Consider the following 16,481-nt stretch of genomic DNA (forward strand, 5'->3'; position numbering starts at 1 on the left):
GACCCGATCCAGGTGCCGGTGCCCGCCGACCCCGAGGCGCTGTTCACCGCGCTCGTCGACTCGGTCGCCGCGTGGCGGGGCCGTCCGGTCGTCGTCCGCCGGGAGGTCTTCCCGCCGCACACCGCCAGCGGGTTGTGGCTGGAGGCGGAGACGCAGGACGTGGTGGTCGTCGACCGGCGGGCCGCCGTGTGGCACCAGATCGTGATCTTCTGCCACGAGGTGTGGCACATGAACCGGCGGGACGCGGACGCGGACGGCGCGGACGCCGCCGCCGGACCGTCCCCCGCCGGGCTGCCCCGGCCCGTCGCGGCGCGCACCGACTTCAGCCTCTCCGACGAGCAGGAGGCGGACCGGTTCGGCATGCTGATGGGCGGCCGGCTGCGCGACTGGCTGGAGTCGGCGGCGGACCCGGCGTCCGCCGCGGACCCCGGCGGCGACGCGGACCTCGCCGGCCGCATCGGGGCGGCGCTCAACTACCGCGGGAACCGGAGAAGATGAGCGGCGTGATCAACTACGTCAGCTGCGGCGCGCTGTGGCTGGGCCTGGCGGCGAAGACCCCGGACCTCGTCCGCCACCCGCGCGACCCCTACCTGCGGGCGATCTGCACGGTGCTGGGCCTGGCCGGCGCCTGCTTCCTGCTCGGCGCCGCGCCCACGGTCGGGGCGATCAACCGCCTCAGCGGCGTGCCGAACCTCGCGGCGCCGCTGACCTATGCGTCGATCATCGCCTACAGTGCGGCCTCCCAGGTCCTCGTCGTCCACTGGCGGGGCGGCGCCCGGGTGCGTCATGTGGCCCGCCGCTGGGTGGCGGTGTACACGCTCGTCGTGGTCGGCATCGGCGTCACGTTCGCGCTCGGCGACGCCCCGGTGGAGCGGCGCACCGACCTGGACACGTACTACGCGACGACGCCCTTCATCGCCGAGATGATCGTGCTGTACCTGGTCGGGCACCTCGTCGCCGTGAGCGTCACCACGGCGCTGTCGCTGCGCTGGGCGTGCGAGGTGGGCGGCTGGCTGCGCGCGGGGATGGTCGTCCTCGGGCTGGGGTCGCTGTGCGGTGCCAGCTACAGCGTCACCAAACTCACCGCCGTGGTCGCGCGCTGGTGCGGGCGCGACTGGTCGGAACTGAGCACCGACGTCTCGCCGGTGGCCGCCGGACTGGGCGCCATGCTGATCTCGGTCGGGATCCTGATGCCGCTGGCCGGTCCGCGGCTGGCCCAGTGGCGGCGGTCCTGGCACACGTACGCCCGCCTGGCGCCGCTGGAGCGCGAGCTGGACGACCTGCTCACCCGGCACTCCCTGCGGCTGCCCCGCCCGCGCTGGGCCTCCCCCACCACGCTGCTGATGTGGCGGCAGACCAGCATCCACAACGCGCTCGGCCATCTGGACGCCTTCTTCGACCGCTCCCACTACGAGCGTGTGCACGAGGCCGCCCTTCAGGCCACCGGCGACAAGGAGCACGCCGAGGCCGCCGCGTGGGCCGCGGTCATCGCGGCCGCGGCCCGCGCCCAGCACGCCGGAGGCTCACCGGTACCGGCCGCCGGAGCGGGACTCGTGCCCGGGGAGGGCGCGGCCGGCCGGGAGGAGCGATGCGAGCCGGCCGGCCCGCCGCCGTTCGAGGCGGCGTGGGCCGCCGCGTGGCCGGTCGCCGCCGACCGGTCCGAGGGCGGCACGGAGGCCGGGGGCGGCAGACCGGCCGAGCGGTCCGTCACCGCGTCACCGATCGGCGGTGTGTCATCGATCGGCGGTCTGTCACCGATCGGCGGATCGTCACCGGCCGCAGGTCCGTCGCCGGGCGGCGGATCGTCACCGGCCGCGAGTCCCTCACCGGGCGGCGGATCGTCACCGGCCGCGAGTCCCTCACCGGGCGGCGGATCGTCACCGGCCGCGAGTCCCTCACCGGGCGGTGGGAGCGCCTTCGGGCGGCTGGGGGACGGCGTGCCGGGCCCCGCGGTGCTGGTGCGGATCGCGGAGGCGCTGAACTCCGCCGGGGACCCCGGCAGGACCTCCGAAGACCTGTGCGGCAATACCAGGCCCTCGGGGGCCTCGTGATGACCTGGCCGGTGGTGGCGTCGGCCGGACGGCCGACGGGGCGGGGGTGCCGCCCGTGAGTCTCGTCGTCTATCTCGCGGCCGGGCTGCTGGGGGTCTCCGCCGTCGTCCTGCTGCGCCGGCCGCGCACCGCGGTCCGGGATCCGGTGACCGTGTCCACGTGTGTGTCGATCATCCTGGGCTCGCTGGTGTTCGTCTGCTCGGCGCCGCTGACCCTGGGTGCCGTCAACCGCCTCACCGGCGTCCCCAACTTCGGCGCCCCGCTGACGTACGGCATGCTCAGCGCGTACAGCTGCTCGCTGCTGGTCCTGCTCGTCCACTGGCGGGGCGGCCCCCGCGAGCTGGTCCGGCGGCTGGTGCTGCGCAGCATCGCCGCGTACGTGCCGCTGGTCGCCGCGATCGTCGTGCTGTTCACGCTGGGCGACGCCGACACCGAACGGCTCACCGACCTCGACACGTACTACGCCAACACCCCGTACGTGCGCGAGATGATCCTGCTGTACCTGATCGGGCACACCGCGGCGACCCTGGCGATGTGCGCGCTGTGCGTGAAGTGGAGCCGGGAGGTCACCGGGCTGCTGCGGACCGGACTGCGGCTGATCATGGCCGGGTCGCTGCTGGACGTGGTGGGGTTCCAGCTCACCAAGTACACGGCCGTCGCGGCGCGCTGGTACGGCCACGACCTGGACGTGCTGTCCACGAAGGTGGCGCCGCCGTCCGCCTCGCTCGGGGCGCTGCTGTGTTCCGCCGGTTTCGTCCTGCCCCGGCTGCTGCCGGCCGCCGCCGCCCAGCTGCGCGGACTGCGCGACTACCGCAGGCTCGAGCCGCTGTGGTCGCGGGTGCGGTTCGTGTCCACCGCGCCCAAGCCGCCCAGCGGCTGGTGGCAGTCGCCCCGGGCGCGGCTGCACTGGCGCGAGATGTCCATCCACGACGCCCTGCTGGCCCTCGCGCCCTACTTCGACGACCAGGTGCGCGCCCGCGCCCTGGACGCCGCCCGCGAGGCGGGCCGCGGCGCGCACGAGGCGCGGATCGCCGCGGAGGCGGCAATGCTCGCCGACGCCGCCCGGCGCGCCGCCGCCCGCGAGGCGCCGCTGGCCGCGCCGAGCGGATACCGCCTGCACGCCACGGAGGTGTCCGGCACCGGCGGCCTGGTGGAGCTGGCGCAGGCCCTGCTGCCGCTTCCCGCGCCCGCCGGGGCCGCGGCCCGAGAAGGAACGTTGAGGACCTCCCATGGCTGAGCCATGGCCTACTCCGAGGAGTCCCATGCCCCCTGGTCACAGCCAGCGCAGAGCTGTCGTCGTCGGTGCCGGCCTGGCCGGCGTGCTGGCCGCGGCGGTGCTGTCCCGCTCCGTGGACGACGTGGTCGTGCTCGACCGCGACGACCTGCCCGACGGACCGGAGCACCGCAAGGGGCTGCCGCAGGGCCGCCATGCCCATCTCCTCATGGCCGGGGGCCTGGCCGCGATGGAGGACGTGGTGCCGGGCGGGAGCATAAGGCGGCGGCTGCTGGCCGCCGGCGCCCACGAGATACCCCTCGGCCACGGCATCGTGGCCCTCACCCCCGAGGGCTGGTTCCCGCGCTGGCGGCACGACGGGCCACGCATGCTCAGCTGCACCCGCGCCCTGCTGGACTGGACGGTGCGTCAGGCCGTCCTCGCGCACACGGACGTGGAGGTCCGCAAGGCACAGGCGGTCGGGCTGGCCGGGGACGCGGGGCGGGTGCGCGGGGTGCGGATCGCCGCTCCCGGCGGGCAGGAGACGGAACTGGCCGCGGACTTCGTGGTCGACGCGAGCGGGCGCGGGTCCCGCGTGATCACCTGGCTGCGCGAGCTGGGCATCACCGGCGTACCGGAGAAGAGCGTGGACTCGGGACTGGTCAACGCCACCCGGGTCTACCGGACCCCCGCGGGCGCCGAGCAGTTCCCGCTGACGATCGTGCAGGCCGATCCGTACGGGGGCGAGCCCGGTCGCAGCGGCATGATGCTGCCCGTCGAGGGCGACCGCTGGATGGTGAGCCTGGCGGGCACCCGGGGCGGGGAGCCGCCCGCGGATCCGGAGGGCTTCCTGCGCTACGCCCTCGGCCTGCCGAGCCCGCTGGTGGGCCGGCTCGTCTCGGGCGCCGAACCCCTCACCGACGTGCATGTCAGCCGCAGCACCAGCAACTCCCGGCGGTACCTGGAGAAGACCGCGCGCTGGCCGGAGGGGTTCGTCGCCCTCGGCGACGCGGTGGCCACGTTCAACCCGGCCTACGGCCAGGGCATGTCGGTGGCCGCGCTCGGCGCCCGGCTGCTGGGCGAGGAGCTGCGGCGCGGCGGGCTCGCCGCGCCCGGCCTGGCGCGGCGGGTGCAGCGCGGGGCCGCCCGGTCGGTCGACGCGGCCTGGGCGGCGGCGGTCGGCCAGGACGTCTGGTACCCGGGCACGCGCGGCGCCCGCCCCGGCCCGGCGGACCGCCTGGTCACCGCCTACGGCCGCCGCCTGACCAAGGCGGCCACCGGCTCCTACCGTGCGGCGGCGGCCCTGTGGGACGTGACGAGCATGCGCACCGGCCCCGAACGCCTCTTCCGCCCCCGCACGCTCCTGGACGTCCTCACCGGCCCCCTCCTGCCCGCCCCGTCCGGCCCCCCGCTGACCCCGGCGGAGCACAAGATCGTGACCGCACTGGACCGGACGGGGGCCGGCGGAACCGGCGCGTGAGAGCTTGTGTCACATCCGCGCGCCCGGCCGGGGATGTGACACAGGCTCTGGGCCGCGGGTCAGCCCGCGAAGGCCGGCTGGGGCAGGCCCTGCCCCCCGCCCGGCAGCACCAGCAGGGAACCCGCGAGGGGGTGGGGCGCCGTCAGGCCGGTGCGGGCCGTGGTGATGTAGAGATCGGTCAGGGCCGGGCCGCCGAAGGCGCAGGCCGTGGGACGGGGGACGGGAAGGGTGAGGACGCGGTCCAGCGCGCCGGCCGGGGTGTAGCGGCGTACCGCCCCGCCGTCCCACAGGGCCACCCAGACGCAGCCCTCGGCGTCGACCGTCAGGCCGTCCGGGAAGCCGGCGCCCTCCTCCACCCGCGCGAACTCCCGCCGGTTCACGGCCCGGCCGTCGGTGAAGTCGAACACGTCGATGCGGCGGGTCGGCGTGTCGACGTAGTACATCAGGCGGCCGTCGGGGCTCCATCCGGTGCCGTTGCTGACCGTCACGTCGTCCAGGACCGTCTCCGCCGCGCCGTCGCCGGTCAGCCGGGTCAGCGTGCCGCCGCCCGGGGTCTCGTCGTAGCGCATCGTGCCCGCCCACAGCGAGCCGTCCGGCGCCACGGCGGCGTCGTTGCCGCGGCGGCCTGGCACCGGGTCGCGGTGCAGCCAGCGGAAACTTCCGTCGGGGTCGACCAGGCCCACCCCGTCGCGCAGGTTCAGCACCAGCCCGCCGCCGGTGCGCGGCTTGGCCGCGCCGACGTGCTGCCCGGTCGTGCGGACCGTGCGCGCGCCCGTCGCCGGGTCGTAGGTGTGCACCCGGGAGGAGAGGATGTCGACCCAGATCAGCCGGCCGGCCGCCGGATCCCACGTCGGGCCCTCGCCCAGTTCGGCCCGCGCGGGCACCGCCACCTCGTGGACGTCGTACGCCGTCGTCATGCCACGCTCCCGGGTCATCCCGCGCTCCTGTGTCATGCCACGCTCCTGTGTCACGCCACGCTCCTGTGTCCGAGGCGCTCCGACAGCTCGGCGGCGCCCTTCACGGCCAGCTGCTCCAGCTCGGCCAGGCGTTCGTCGCTCCAGCGGATCATGGGGACGGAGATGGACAGGGCCGCGACCACCTGCCCGGTGCGGTCGCGCACGGGGGCGGCCACGCAGCTGACGTCCGGGTTGGACTCGCGGCTCTCCACGGCCAGGCCGCGCTGCCGGATCTCGGTCAGTGCCTCGCGCAGGGCGGCCGGGTCGGTGATGCTGTTGGGGGTCATGGCGACCAGATCGGCGTCGTCCGGGACGCGCGCGGCGAGCTCCGGCTCGGGGAGGGAGGCGAGCAGCATCTTGCCGACCGAGGTGCAGTGCGCCGGGAGGCGGCGGCCGGCCGCCGAGACCATGCGCACGGCGTGCGTGGAGTCGACCTTGGCGATGTAGATGACGTCGGTGTCCTCGAGGATCGCCACATGGACGGTCTCGTCGCAGGTCTCGGCGACGGACCGGGCGACCTGCTGGCCCTCGGCGGCGAGGTCGAGCTGCTCGGCGTAGCGGCTGCCGAGCTGGTACGGGCGTACTCCGAGCCGGTAGCGTCCGGGCTGACCGGTCACCGGCACGATGTACTGGCGGGCGGCGAGCGTGGTGACCAGCTCGTGCACCGTCGTGCGCGGCAGCTGGAGCCTGCGCACGATGTCGGGGGCGGAGAGCGTCCCGTCCCCGTCGAGGAAGAGCTCCAATATGTCGAGAGCCCGGGTCACGGCTGGTACGAGGCGTCCCACGACCGGCCCCCTCCCTTGAATCCAGGCCTGTTCGAGATTTCAACAGGCGGTCGGCATCACGAACACAGGCTAGCCAGAGTGGGGTGGGCGGGCAATGGCTGCGACGCCCGTGGCGGAAAGGGTGCGACCACCGAGGGCGAACGAGTGCGACCACCGAGGGCGAACGAGTGCGACCACCGTGGGCGACGATGGTTCCATGCCCGCCTCGACGCCCGCGCCGTTCACCCCGCTCGACTTCCAGCTGGTGCTGCTGCGCCGCATGGCCGACCACAATCCGGACCTGGTGGAGGACGCCCGCCACACCCTGGGCGTGTCCATCGCCCGGATGCGGGAGGCCAACAAGCGCTGGCAGGCGATGGTCCGCTCCCCGAGGACCCGCTCGGCCGCCGCACGCTACCGTTCCGTCCTCGGCCCGCCCGAGTCCACCGCCGCCCGCCGGATCGGCGACCTGGACTGCGAGGCCCGGCAGTGGCCCCTGCCCCTCTGGCCCGGCCTGCGCTTCGAGGTGCTGGCCGGGCCGAACGGCCAGGTCTGGAACGAGTGGCTGGTCCGCGCCCCGGGAGCCGAACCGCCCGCCCTGCGCACCCTCGACGACCTCACCCCCTGGTCCTGCACGGTCGACGAGGCCGCCCGCTCCTTCGCCCCGGCCCGCCCCCTGGAAGGCACGGCGCCCACCCGGTGGGGGCTCGCCTTCACGGCCCCCGACGCGCAGGGCGTACGGCGTGAGGTGGTCGCGGAGTTCACCTGGGGCCTGCTCCAGCGGACCCAGGTCAGCGAGTGAGGTGAGGGGATGGCGGGCAGCGGGTGAGAGGACGGCGGGTCAGCGGGCAGCGGCGGCGGCGGCGTCCAGGATCGCGTCCACCACCACCGGCAGCGACGTCGGGTGCAGCCAGAGGAACAGATTCGGCTCGACCAGTTCCAGCTCCATCACGCGCGGTGCGCCGTCCTCCCCGTCCACCAGGTCCACACGGGCGTAGAGCAGCTCGGGAGTGTCCGGCACGGCGGCCAGGGCCCGTTCGGCGACGGCGAGTTCGGCGGGCGTCGGGGTCCAGGGCTCCAGGTCCGGGTGGGCCACCTTGTCGGCGTCGTAGGCGGTCCCGGGCGACAGCACGGCCCGCTTGCGGCTGGCGTGCAGCAGCCGGCCGCCGAAGAACTGCAACGCCCGTTCCCCGCTGACGTCGATGCGGGTCAGGTACGGCTGCACCATCGCGGTCAGCCCCTCCGCGTGCATCCGCGCCACCTGGGCGACGGCCGTCTCCCGTTCCCCGGGCGTGTACCGGGCGGCGAACCGGGCACCGGCCCCGAAGACCGGCTTGACGACGAATTCGCGGTCGCCGGGAAGGTCGTCGACACCGAGGGTCTCTCCGGGGTTCTGCTTGGAGGCGAGGTAGCGCGTCGGGACGACCGGCACACCGGCGGCGGCGAGGTCCCCGAGGTAGCGCTTGTCGGCGTTCCAGCGCACGACGTCGACGGGATTGGCGATCCGGGTCACCTGCCCGCACTTCTCGGCCCATGCCGTGAACTCGGCGGCCCGCCAGCTGTAGTCCCAGGTCGAGCGTATGACGACGAGGTCGTACGCCGCCCAGTCGACGCTCTCGTCGTCCCAGTGGACGGCCTCGGCCCCGGCCCCGGCGTCCCGCAGGGCCCGCACCAGCACGGGCAGATCGCGGTCCTTGCTCGGCTCGGTCCGGGGGTCGTAGGTGGCGAGTGCGACACGGGGCACGGCGGGCTCCTCTTCCTGACACGGTCCGAAGTACGGCGCCTGGCACGCTAACAACCGCCCCCGGGAACCGCCGCACCCGCCTTGACCTTCACCTTCGGGGAAGCCCCAGCATCGGTGACGGGAACGGAAAGAGGTGCACATGCACACGGACACGGACACGGACATGCTGACCATCGGCGCCTTCGCGAAGGCGTGCCGGCTGTCGCCGAAGGCGCTGCGCCTGTACGACGAGCTGGATCTGCTGCGGCCGGCCCGCGTCGACCCGGACACGGGCTACCGCTACTACGCGCCGGCCCAGCTGGAACAGGCGCGTCTGGTGGCGTGGCTGAGGCGGCTCGGCATGCCGCTGGCCGGGATCCGCCAGGTGTGCGCCCTCCGACCGGCCGCCGCCGCCCGGGAGATCCGCGCCTACTGGGCGCGGGTGGAGGCGGAGACGGCCGTACGGCGCGATCTCGCCGCGTTCCTCGTCGACCACCTCTCGGCACCGAGGAAGGACACCACGACCATGCTGGAGCTGCGCTACGCCGCCCATTCGGACCCGGGCCGGGTCCGCACCGCCAACCAGGACACCGCCTACGCCGGCGCCCGGCTGCTCGCCGTGGCCGACGGATACGGGCCGTCCGGGGCCCCGGCCAGCAGCGCGGCCGTGGCGGCGCTGAAGTCGCTGGACACGGCGGAGCTGCCGGCCGGCGGCCTGCTGAACCTGCTGGAGGACGCCGTGCAGGGGGCGACCCGGGCGGTCCGGGACGCCGCCGCCGGCGACGAGGCCGCCGGTACGACCCTGACCGCGCTGCTGTGGACGGGCGCGCAGCTCGCCCTGGTGCACATCGGGGACAGCCGCGCCTATCTGCTGCGCGACGGCGAGCTGTTCCTCATCACCCACGACCACACCGTGGTCCAGGCGATGCTGGACGAGGGCCGTCTGACCGCCGAGGAGGCCACGACCCACCCCCAGCGCTCCCTCCTCCTCAAGGCCCTGGACGGCGGCACCCCGCCCGTCCCCGACCTGCGGCTGCACGACCCCCGGCCGGGCGACCGCTATCTGCTCTGCTCCGACGGCCTCACCGGCGTCGTGCCGGAGGAGCGGATCCGCGCCCTGCTCGCCGGCACCCCGGCCCCGGACGACACCGTACGGGCCCTGATCGCGGCGGCGAACGACGCCGGAGGTCCGGACAACATCAGCTGCGCGGTCGCCGACGTACGGCGGGCGGCGGCCTGACGGCTCCCCCGCGTCCACACGGCGGCGGACGTGACCGGCTCCACGCCTCGGCGGCGACGAACCGCGCCGGCCATGGGGTAGGTAGGACGGAGGTGTCGTCCATCGGTCAGCACGAGAGTCACTAGGAGTCCGCCGCGTGTCCTCCCTCTTTCCGGCCCTGACGGGTGATCCGGGGGCGCGAGCCGCCCTGCGGTTCGGTGATCGGTCGTTGACGTATGCGGAGTTCGCGACGGCGGCCGGGGCCGTCGCCGAGCGGGTGCGGGGGCGGGAGAGGGTCGCCGTATGGGCGACGCCGACGCCGGAGACGGCCGTGGGCGTGGTCGGCGTGCTGCTGGCCGGGGCCGCCGCCGTGCCGCTGAACCCGAAGTCCGGGGAGAAGGAGCTCGGCCACATCCTCGGTGACAGCGCGCCCTCGGCGGTGCTGGCCGGGCCCGGTGACGCGCTTCCCGCCGCGTCGGCGGGCCTGGAGCGCATCGACGTGGAGGTGGGCGGACGGGGCCCCGTCGCCGAGGACGTCGAGGACCTCTCCGAGGACCGCTACGGCGACGGCGACCCCGCCCTGGTCGTCTACACCTCCGGGACCACCGGGCCGCCCAAGGGCGCCGTCATCCCGCGCCGGGCCGTCGCCACCACCCTGGACGCCCTCGCCGACGCCTGGCAGTGGACCGGCGAGGACGTGCTGGTGCACGGGCTGCCGCTGTTCCATGTGCACGGGCTGGTGCTGGGCGTCCTCGGCCCGCTGCGGCACGGAGGATCCGTACGGCATCTGGGGCGGTTCACCACCGAGGGCGCGGCACGGGAGCTGAACACCGGAGCGACCATGCTGTTCGGCGTGCCCACCATGTACCACCGGATCGCGGAGGCGCTGCCCGGGGATCCCGAGCTCGCCAAGGCGCTCGCCGGGGCGCGGCTGCTGGTCTCCGGGTCCGCCGCCCTGCCCGTGCACGACCACGAGCGGATCGCGGCCGCCACCGGGCGGCGGGTGATCGAGCGGTACGGCATGACCGAGACCCTGATGAACACCAGTGTCCGGGCCGACGGCGAGGCGCGGGCCGGCACGGTCGGGGTTCCGCTGCCGGGCGTGGAGCTGCGGCTGGTGGAGGAGGACGGCACGGCGATCACGGCGTACGACGGTGAGACGGTCGGCGAGATCCAGGTGCGCGGGCCGAACCTGTTCACCGAGTATCTGAACCGGCCGGACGCGACGGCCGCCGCCTTCACCGCCGACGGGTTCTTCCGCACGGGGGACATGGCGGTGCGCGACCCCGACGGTTACGTCCGCATCGTCGGGCGCAAAGCCACCGACCTGATCAAGAGCGGCGGTTACAAGATCGGCGCGGGGGAGATCGAGAACGCGCTCCTCGAACACCCCGCGGTCCGCGAGGCCGCCGTCACCGGGGAGCCCGACGCCGACCTCGGTGAGCGGATCGTCGCCTGGATCGTCCCGGCCGATCCGCAGTCCCCGCCGGGGCTGGAGGAACTGGCCGGCCATGTCGCCCGGCGGCTGGCCCCGCACAAGCGGCCCCGGGTCCTCCGTCTCCGCGGCGCACTCCCCCGCAACGACATGGGCAAGATCATGAAACGGGCGCTGGCGCATGGCTGAACGTCTCTCGGCCCGGCAGGCCATCGCCCTCGTCAGCGACGACTTCCAGGAACTCGACCGTCCCGCGAGGGAGTCGCAGCCGGACGGGCCGCTCGGCTGGGAGGGCTACGACGCCTCGCGGGCCCGCGCCGCCGAGCGCACCGGCGAGCAGGAGTCCGTCGTGTGCGGCACCGCGCACATCGAGGGCACCCGGGCCGTGCTGATCGCCTTCGAGTTCGGCTTCCTCGGCGGCTCGCTGGGCCGGCGCACCGGCGACGGCCTGGAGGCGGCGTACGCCCACGCGCGCGAGCACCGCCTGCCGGTCGTGCCGCTGGTCGCCACCGGGGGCAGCCGCATGCAGGAAGGCATGCTCGCCCTGACCCAGTTGCAGCGGCTGGCCCAGCAGTGCGCGCTCACCCGGGCGGCCGGACTGCCGCAGATCGCGGTGGTGCGCGACCCGACGACCGGCGGCGGCTGGGCCACCCTGGGCGCGGGCGCGGACGTCATCCTCGCCCTGCCCGGCGCCCAGGTCGGCTTCGCCGGCTCCCGGGTGCGGCCGACCGACGCCGACCCTGCTGCCTACCGGGCCGAGGCGCAGCTGGCGGCCGGCTCGGTGGACGCCGTGGTACGGCCGGAGGAGCTGCGGGCGACGCTGGGGCAGTGGCTGCGCCTGCTCTCGCGGCCGTCGACGGCCACCGTCGCCCCGCCAAAGGCCCTGCCCACGGCGGGACCCGCGACCGGACCCCCCAGCGATTCCTCCACCGCGTCCTCCACCGCGTCCTCCGCCGAGTCCGCGACCGGCCTTCCCCTCACCGGCCCTTCCGCCACCGGCCTTCCCGCCACCGGCTGGGACGCCGTCCGGCGGGCCCGCTCCCCCGAACGCCCGCGCGCCGAGCGCTACCTGGACTCCTGCCTCACCCGGCGGGTGGCCCTGCGCGGCGACCGCTGCGGCGGCACGGACGACGGGATGCTCTGCGGGTTCGGCGAACAAGGCGGCCGTACCGTCGCCTACGCCGCGCAGACCGGCACTGCCACCCGCCCCGCCGGATACCGCACCGCCACGCGGCTGATCCGGCTCGCGGACCGCCTCGGGATCCCGGTACTGACCCTGGTGGACACCCCGGGGGCCGCGAACGACGCCGAGGCGGAGCGCCAGGGTGTCGGCGCCGCGATCGCCGAGCTGTTCGGCGTGGTGGCGGCCGCCCGGACGCCGATCACCACCCTGGTGATCGGCGAGGGCGGTTCGGGCGGTGCCCTGGCCCTGGCCGCGCCGGGCAACACCTGGGCCACGCCCGACAGCTACTTCTCGGTGATTGCGCCCGAGCTGGCCGCCGCGATACTCAAGCGCCCGCCGGACCAGGCACCGACCACGGCCGAGCAGTTGCGGATCCGGCCGCAGGATCTGGTGGAGCTCGGAGTGGTCAGGGGGGTGGTGCCGGTCGCCGGCGATCCGGACGCGACCTGACGGCCGTCCGGGCGGTTGTCCGGCGGCCGTCAGGGCGGTTGTCCGGGCCTACCTCACCCCCACGGCCCGGACGATCTCCTGCCGTACAAAACCGCCCCGGTCGTCGCTCGCGGAGGCGCGCAGTGAGACGGTGGCCGCGCCCCGGGGCACGGTCAGGCTGCCGTGCCAGGAGGCCTGCCCGCCGTGCCCGCCGGTGAGCCCGACCGTCCGCCAGGTCGCGCCCTCGTCGTACGAGACCTCCAGCTTCCCGGTGCCGATGGTCCCGGTGCCCGGCGCGCCCGCCACGTACTCGGCGTGCAGGCCGACCGGGACCCGGCCGCCGGGCTTCAGCAGGCCCGCGAGGTCGGTGTCGAGGTCGAAGGCGAGGTTGATCAGGGGCAGCGTGGTCCAGTGGTCCTCCGGGGTGGCCGACGACCGGAAGATCCACTCGGCGTGCCCCTGGGTGGCCGGCTCGAAGTGCGCGGCGTCGAGCGAGGTGTCCGTGACGAGCCTGTACGTGTGCTCGTCGGCCGGGGCGTCCCACACGTAGGCGCCCGAGCCGTTCCGCCGGTCGGCCTGCTCGCCGTCCACGTAGACCGTGGTCGTCTGGGTCATTCCGCTGTCCTCGCTCCACACGTCGCCGAAGCCGGTGTGGTCGGGGCCGGAGTCGCCCCAGCCGGGCGCGTTGAACTGGAGCTGGTTCCCGGCCCGCTGCTGTCCCCAGCCGAGTCCGGTGCCCAGCCAGGGGTGCCAGACGGGCTTGAACCAGTTCAGGGTCGGGTGTGTCCCGCCGTCGTAGCGGACCAGGCCGCTGCGCTCCTCCAGGGTGGCGTCGCCGAGCGCCACGGACTCGTGCCAGAGCTGGCCGGGGCCGGTGGAGACGTAGTCGGTGCGCTCGGCGGGGTAGTCGATCCGCTCCTGGAATCCGAGGCCGATCGGGAAGGTGTCGGTGATCGAGTACCGGAACTCCCCGCCATCCGCCGGCCGCGCGGCATGGAACCTCGCCCGGACGGTGGCGAGCTGCCGGCCGGTGGGCGCGTACGTCAGATCGCGGTCGGGGATCGCTCCCGGGTGGCCGTCGGCGAGGTCGTAGACGTACGGCGTGTCGCGGGTGCCCGTCATGTCGACCCGGCGGGCGGTGCGCAGCCGGGCGGCGTCGGAGGTGTCGACGGTGGCGATCTGGAGGGGCCGGTCGGCGTTGTCGTCGGTGCCCCACCAGGCGGTCAGCCGGCCGGGTGCGTCGTCCGTCACGAACAACGCCTTGGCGCCCGCGTCCTGCGCGGCCTGGGCCAGCGCGGCCGGTTCGGTGCCGTCGGCGAGCCGGGCCAGGACCGCCTTGCCGCGCACGTCCTCGCCGCCGAAGTCGCCGTCGCCCACGTCGACCAGGGGCAGCCTGCTACGGCCCTCCATGAGGGTGCCGCCCGGCTGTACCAGCGCGTCGCCGACGCCCTTGACCTCCAGGAGCGGCTTGCCGAGCCGCCACACGGTCCGGTACTCGAAGGTGCCCTGCTTCACGGGTGCCGTCGGCGCGGCGAAGACGGTGTCGTAGGCGAGGGGTACCTGGACGGCGTCGAACAGGTCGGAGCCGCCCGCGTTCCGGTCGTACTCCATGAGCAGCTGCCGGGTCTCGGTGCGGCGGTCGACGTCGGCGCGGATCTCCCGCAGCCGCCGTCCGTCCAGGGTGATCTCGCGGTCCCGGTCGAGGGTGATCTCGGGTGCGGCGAGGAAGCCGAGGCCGAGCGAGTCGGCGCCGTGGCCGCCGCGCACGTCGAGGAAGGAGGTCACGCTGTACGTGCCCGGCTTCAGCCGCAGTTCCAGGGTGCCGGAGTCACCGACGTGGGCCGGGAACGGGTCGGTGCCGACGGCGAGTTGCTGCACGGCGAGGTCGGCGGCCGTGGCGGCGCCGTCGCGGTCCTTGACGTGCACGGTCAGGGTGTACCGCTCGTCCTCCTTGACCAGCCCGAACGCGGTGTGCGCGACGGGAGTGCCGGCGGCGGAGGCGACGATCTGCCCGCTGGTCGTGCCGACCTCGGCCTTGGCGCCGTCACCGGTGACGGTCGTGGAGGCGGTGCCGTGCGCGGGCACGGTGAGCGTGGAGTCGGCGAGCGTGGCGACCCCGTCCGGGGCGCCCCGCACGGACAGTTCCAACTCCACGTCCTGGTCGGAGGAGTTGGTGTAGGTGAGGGTGCGGGTGACCGGCTTGTTCGCGGGGTACGGCCAGCGGTAGAAGCCGAGGTCGGCGCTGCCGGTGGCGGTGATCCGGGCGTCCACGGCGTCCGGGACGCTGAGCCGGCCCGCCCCCAGGACGTACGCCGACGCGTCGAGCTGCCTGCTCGACGACATCAGCGCGTCCTTGATCCGGGCCCCGCTCCAGTCGGGGTGCTCCTGGGCGAGCAGGGCGGCGACCCCGGCGACATGGGGTGTGGCCATGGAGGTGCCGCTCATGGAGGTGTAGTAGCCGCTGCCGTCGGTGAGCTGGGAGCGGGCGGCGAGTATGTCGACGCCGGGGGCCGAGAGGTCGGGCTTGAGCGCGTCGTCGCCGAGGCGGGGTCCGGCGCTGGTGAAGTAGGCGGCCTGGTCCGCGGAGTCCACCGCGCCGACGGTGAGGGCGTCGTCGGCCGCGCCGGGCGAGCCGATGGAGGAGGGGGCCCCGGTGTTGCCGGCGGCGATCACGAACAGGGCGCCGGTCTCCTCGGTGAGGGTGTTCACGGCCTGCGCCATCGGGTCGGTGCCGTCGCTGGGGTCGGTGGAGCCCAGGCTCATGGACACGATCCGCGCGTGCACGTCCCGCGCGGCCCACTCCATCCCGGCGATGATCTGCGACTCGCTGCCGTTGCCCTGGTCGTCGAGGACCTTGCCGACGGCGAGCGTGGCGTCGGGGGCGACGCCCTTCTCCTTGCCGTCGGAGGCGGCGCCGCTGCCGCCCACGGTGGAGGTGACGTGGGTGCCGTGGCCGTTGCGGTCGGCGACGTCCTCGCCGTCGATGAAACTCCTGGTCTGACTCACCCGCCCGGCGAGGTCGGGGTGGGTGGTGTCGACGCCGGTGTCCAGCACGGCGACGGTGACGCCCTTGCCGGTGAGTCCGGCCTCCCATGCCGCCGGCGTGCCGATCTGCGCGTTGCTGTCGGCCATGGCGGTGGTGACCCGTCCGTCCAGCCAGACCTTGTCGATGCCGCTCGCCGGCGCGAGGCTCCGGCCGTCCCGCGAGGCGTCGTGCGGGGTGCGCCCTCGGTCGTCGTCCCGCCCGGTGAACTCCCGCCAGAGCACCCGCCCCTTGTCCGCCTTCACGGCGGCCCCGTGCACACTGGCGAGGTTCCGTGTGCGCTCCGCTCCGCGCGGGGTCTGTACGCGGGCGTCCTTGCCGTAGGTCACGATGAGCGGCAGTTCGCCGGTGCTCGCGTCGCCGAGTCCCTGCCGCAGCAGCTCGCTGACGTCGAACAGCCGCGGGTCCAGCCGGCCCGCCCGGAGGTAGGGCCGCGCCTCGTCCGGTACGACGGTGACGGTGCCGTTCGCCACCTGGGTGCGCACGGCTCCCGTGGCGCCCGGCGGCCGTCGCACCGAGACGGTCTTCTTGCCGCCGCCGAGGTCGGTGACGGTGACCTTGTCACCGGTGACCAGGGTGACCGAGCGGGCGTTGCCGGGGGTGCCGGGGGCGCCGGGGGTGCCGGGGGCGCCGGGGGCGCCGGGGGCGCTGCCGGGGGTGCCGGCCTCGGCCCGGGGGGAGGTGTTCTGCCGGGTGGCCGCCTGCTCTGCGGCGGCCTGTCCCATGGGCAGCAAGGCGGTCACGAGTCCGGCCGACAGAAGGGACGACAGCAGGGTCGCTCTCCGTCCGCCTGGTCCTCTGCTCATCCGTGCCTCTCTTCGTCTCTTCGTCGGACGCTGCGTCGAGTGCCAGTGAGTGCCGTGAGGTGCTGCGACTGCTGGTGCGACAGCTGGTGCGAAGAGTGTCAGAAGGCGTACGGAGTAAGGGAGTTGACGGGAGGTGGCGGAAGAGCGCCGTGGCAGGTTCCCGCCACGGGCAAGGCGCG

At 74.7% G+C, this 16,481-nt stretch carries 12 protein-coding genes; 8 read left to right on the forward strand and 4 right to left on the reverse strand.

Annotated features, from left to right (window positions below; genetic code table 11):
- The 4 genes from ABZ484_RS27285 to ABZ484_RS27300 all read left to right on the forward strand — a co-directional run.
- A partial coding sequence (locus tag ABZ484_RS27285; RefSeq protein WP_358868570.1) for a toxin occupies positions 1 to 498 on the forward strand: 498 nt, incomplete at its 5' end.
- Positions 495 to 2,051: an MAB_1171c family putative transporter gene (locus tag ABZ484_RS27290; RefSeq protein ID WP_358868571.1), complete on the forward strand. Its 1,557-nt coding sequence runs from the start codon at positions 495 to 497 to the stop codon at positions 2,049 to 2,051. The genes ABZ484_RS27285 and ABZ484_RS27290, both read left to right, overlap by 4 nt.
- 55 nt (positions 2,052 to 2,106) lie before the next feature.
- A complete protein-coding gene (locus ABZ484_RS27295) occupies positions 2,107 to 3,288 on the forward strand; it encodes an MAB_1171c family putative transporter (protein WP_358868572.1) in 1,182 nt (393 codons plus the stop codon).
- Positions 3,289 to 3,313: 25 nt separating this feature from the next.
- Positions 3,314 to 4,744 (forward strand): FAD-dependent monooxygenase, encoded by a 1,431-nt coding sequence (locus ABZ484_RS27300; protein ID WP_358868573.1) that lies wholly within the window; start codon positions 3,314 to 3,316, stop codon positions 4,742 to 4,744.
- Positions 4,745 to 4,803: 59 nt separating this feature from the next.
- Here the strand turns inward: ABZ484_RS27300 and ABZ484_RS27305 are convergent, their stop codons facing one another.
- Both ABZ484_RS27305 and ABZ484_RS27310 read right to left on the reverse strand, forming a co-directional pair.
- A complete protein-coding gene (locus tag ABZ484_RS27305; RefSeq protein WP_358868596.1) occupies positions 4,804 to 5,661 on the reverse strand; it encodes an SMP-30/gluconolactonase/LRE family protein in 858 nt (285 codons plus the stop codon).
- 50 nt (positions 5,662 to 5,711) lie between these two features.
- Complete coding sequence (locus ABZ484_RS27310; RefSeq protein WP_358868574.1) at positions 5,712 to 6,485, reverse strand: IclR family transcriptional regulator; 774 nt, start codon at positions 6,483 to 6,485, stop codon at positions 5,712 to 5,714.
- 196 nt (positions 6,486 to 6,681) lie between these two features.
- On the opposite strand from ABZ484_RS27310, the gene ABZ484_RS27315 reads away from it, so the two are divergent.
- Positions 6,682 to 7,266, forward strand: coding sequence for a hypothetical protein (locus ABZ484_RS27315; RefSeq protein WP_358868575.1), 585 nt, complete (start codon positions 6,682 to 6,684; stop codon positions 7,264 to 7,266).
- A gap of 39 nt (positions 7,267 to 7,305) precedes the next feature.
- On the opposite strand, the gene ABZ484_RS27320 is transcribed toward ABZ484_RS27315, so the two are convergent.
- The gene (locus tag ABZ484_RS27320; protein WP_358868576.1) at positions 7,306 to 8,208 is read right to left on the reverse strand and encodes a hypothetical protein; all 903 of its coding nucleotides are present in this window, start codon (positions 8,206 to 8,208) and stop codon (positions 7,306 to 7,308) included.
- Positions 8,209 to 8,347: 139 nt separating this feature from the next.
- Here ABZ484_RS27320 and ABZ484_RS27325 point away from each other — a divergent pair, with 139 nt between their 5' ends.
- From ABZ484_RS27325 to ABZ484_RS27335, 3 genes are all read left to right on the forward strand, one after another.
- Entirely contained in the window at positions 8,348 to 9,427 is a 1,080-nt protein-coding gene (locus ABZ484_RS27325) for a MerR family transcriptional regulator (protein ID WP_358868577.1), read from the forward strand.
- A gap of 136 nt (positions 9,428 to 9,563) precedes the next feature.
- Positions 9,564 to 11,030 (forward strand): acyl-CoA synthetase, encoded by a 1,467-nt coding sequence (locus ABZ484_RS27330; RefSeq protein WP_358868578.1) that lies wholly within the window; start codon positions 9,564 to 9,566, stop codon positions 11,028 to 11,030.
- On the forward strand, positions 11,023 to 12,474 hold the full coding sequence (locus tag ABZ484_RS27335; RefSeq protein ID WP_358868579.1) for a carboxyl transferase domain-containing protein: 1,452 nt from the start codon (positions 11,023 to 11,025) through the stop codon (positions 12,472 to 12,474). Before ABZ484_RS27330 ends, ABZ484_RS27335 begins: the two co-directional genes overlap by 8 nt.
- A gap of 48 nt (positions 12,475 to 12,522) precedes the next feature.
- Here the strand turns inward: ABZ484_RS27335 and ABZ484_RS27340 are convergent, their stop codons facing one another.
- On the reverse strand, positions 12,523 to 16,302 hold the full coding sequence (locus ABZ484_RS27340) for a S8 family serine peptidase (RefSeq protein ID WP_358868580.1): 3,780 nt from the start codon (positions 16,300 to 16,302) through the stop codon (positions 12,523 to 12,525).
- Positions 16,303 to 16,481: the final 179 nt, after the last annotated feature.

It is taken from the genome of Streptomyces sp. NPDC006393 (assembly GCF_040628575.1).
In the GTDB taxonomy this organism is placed as follows: Bacteria; Actinomycetota; Actinomycetes; order Streptomycetales; family Streptomycetaceae; genus Streptomyces.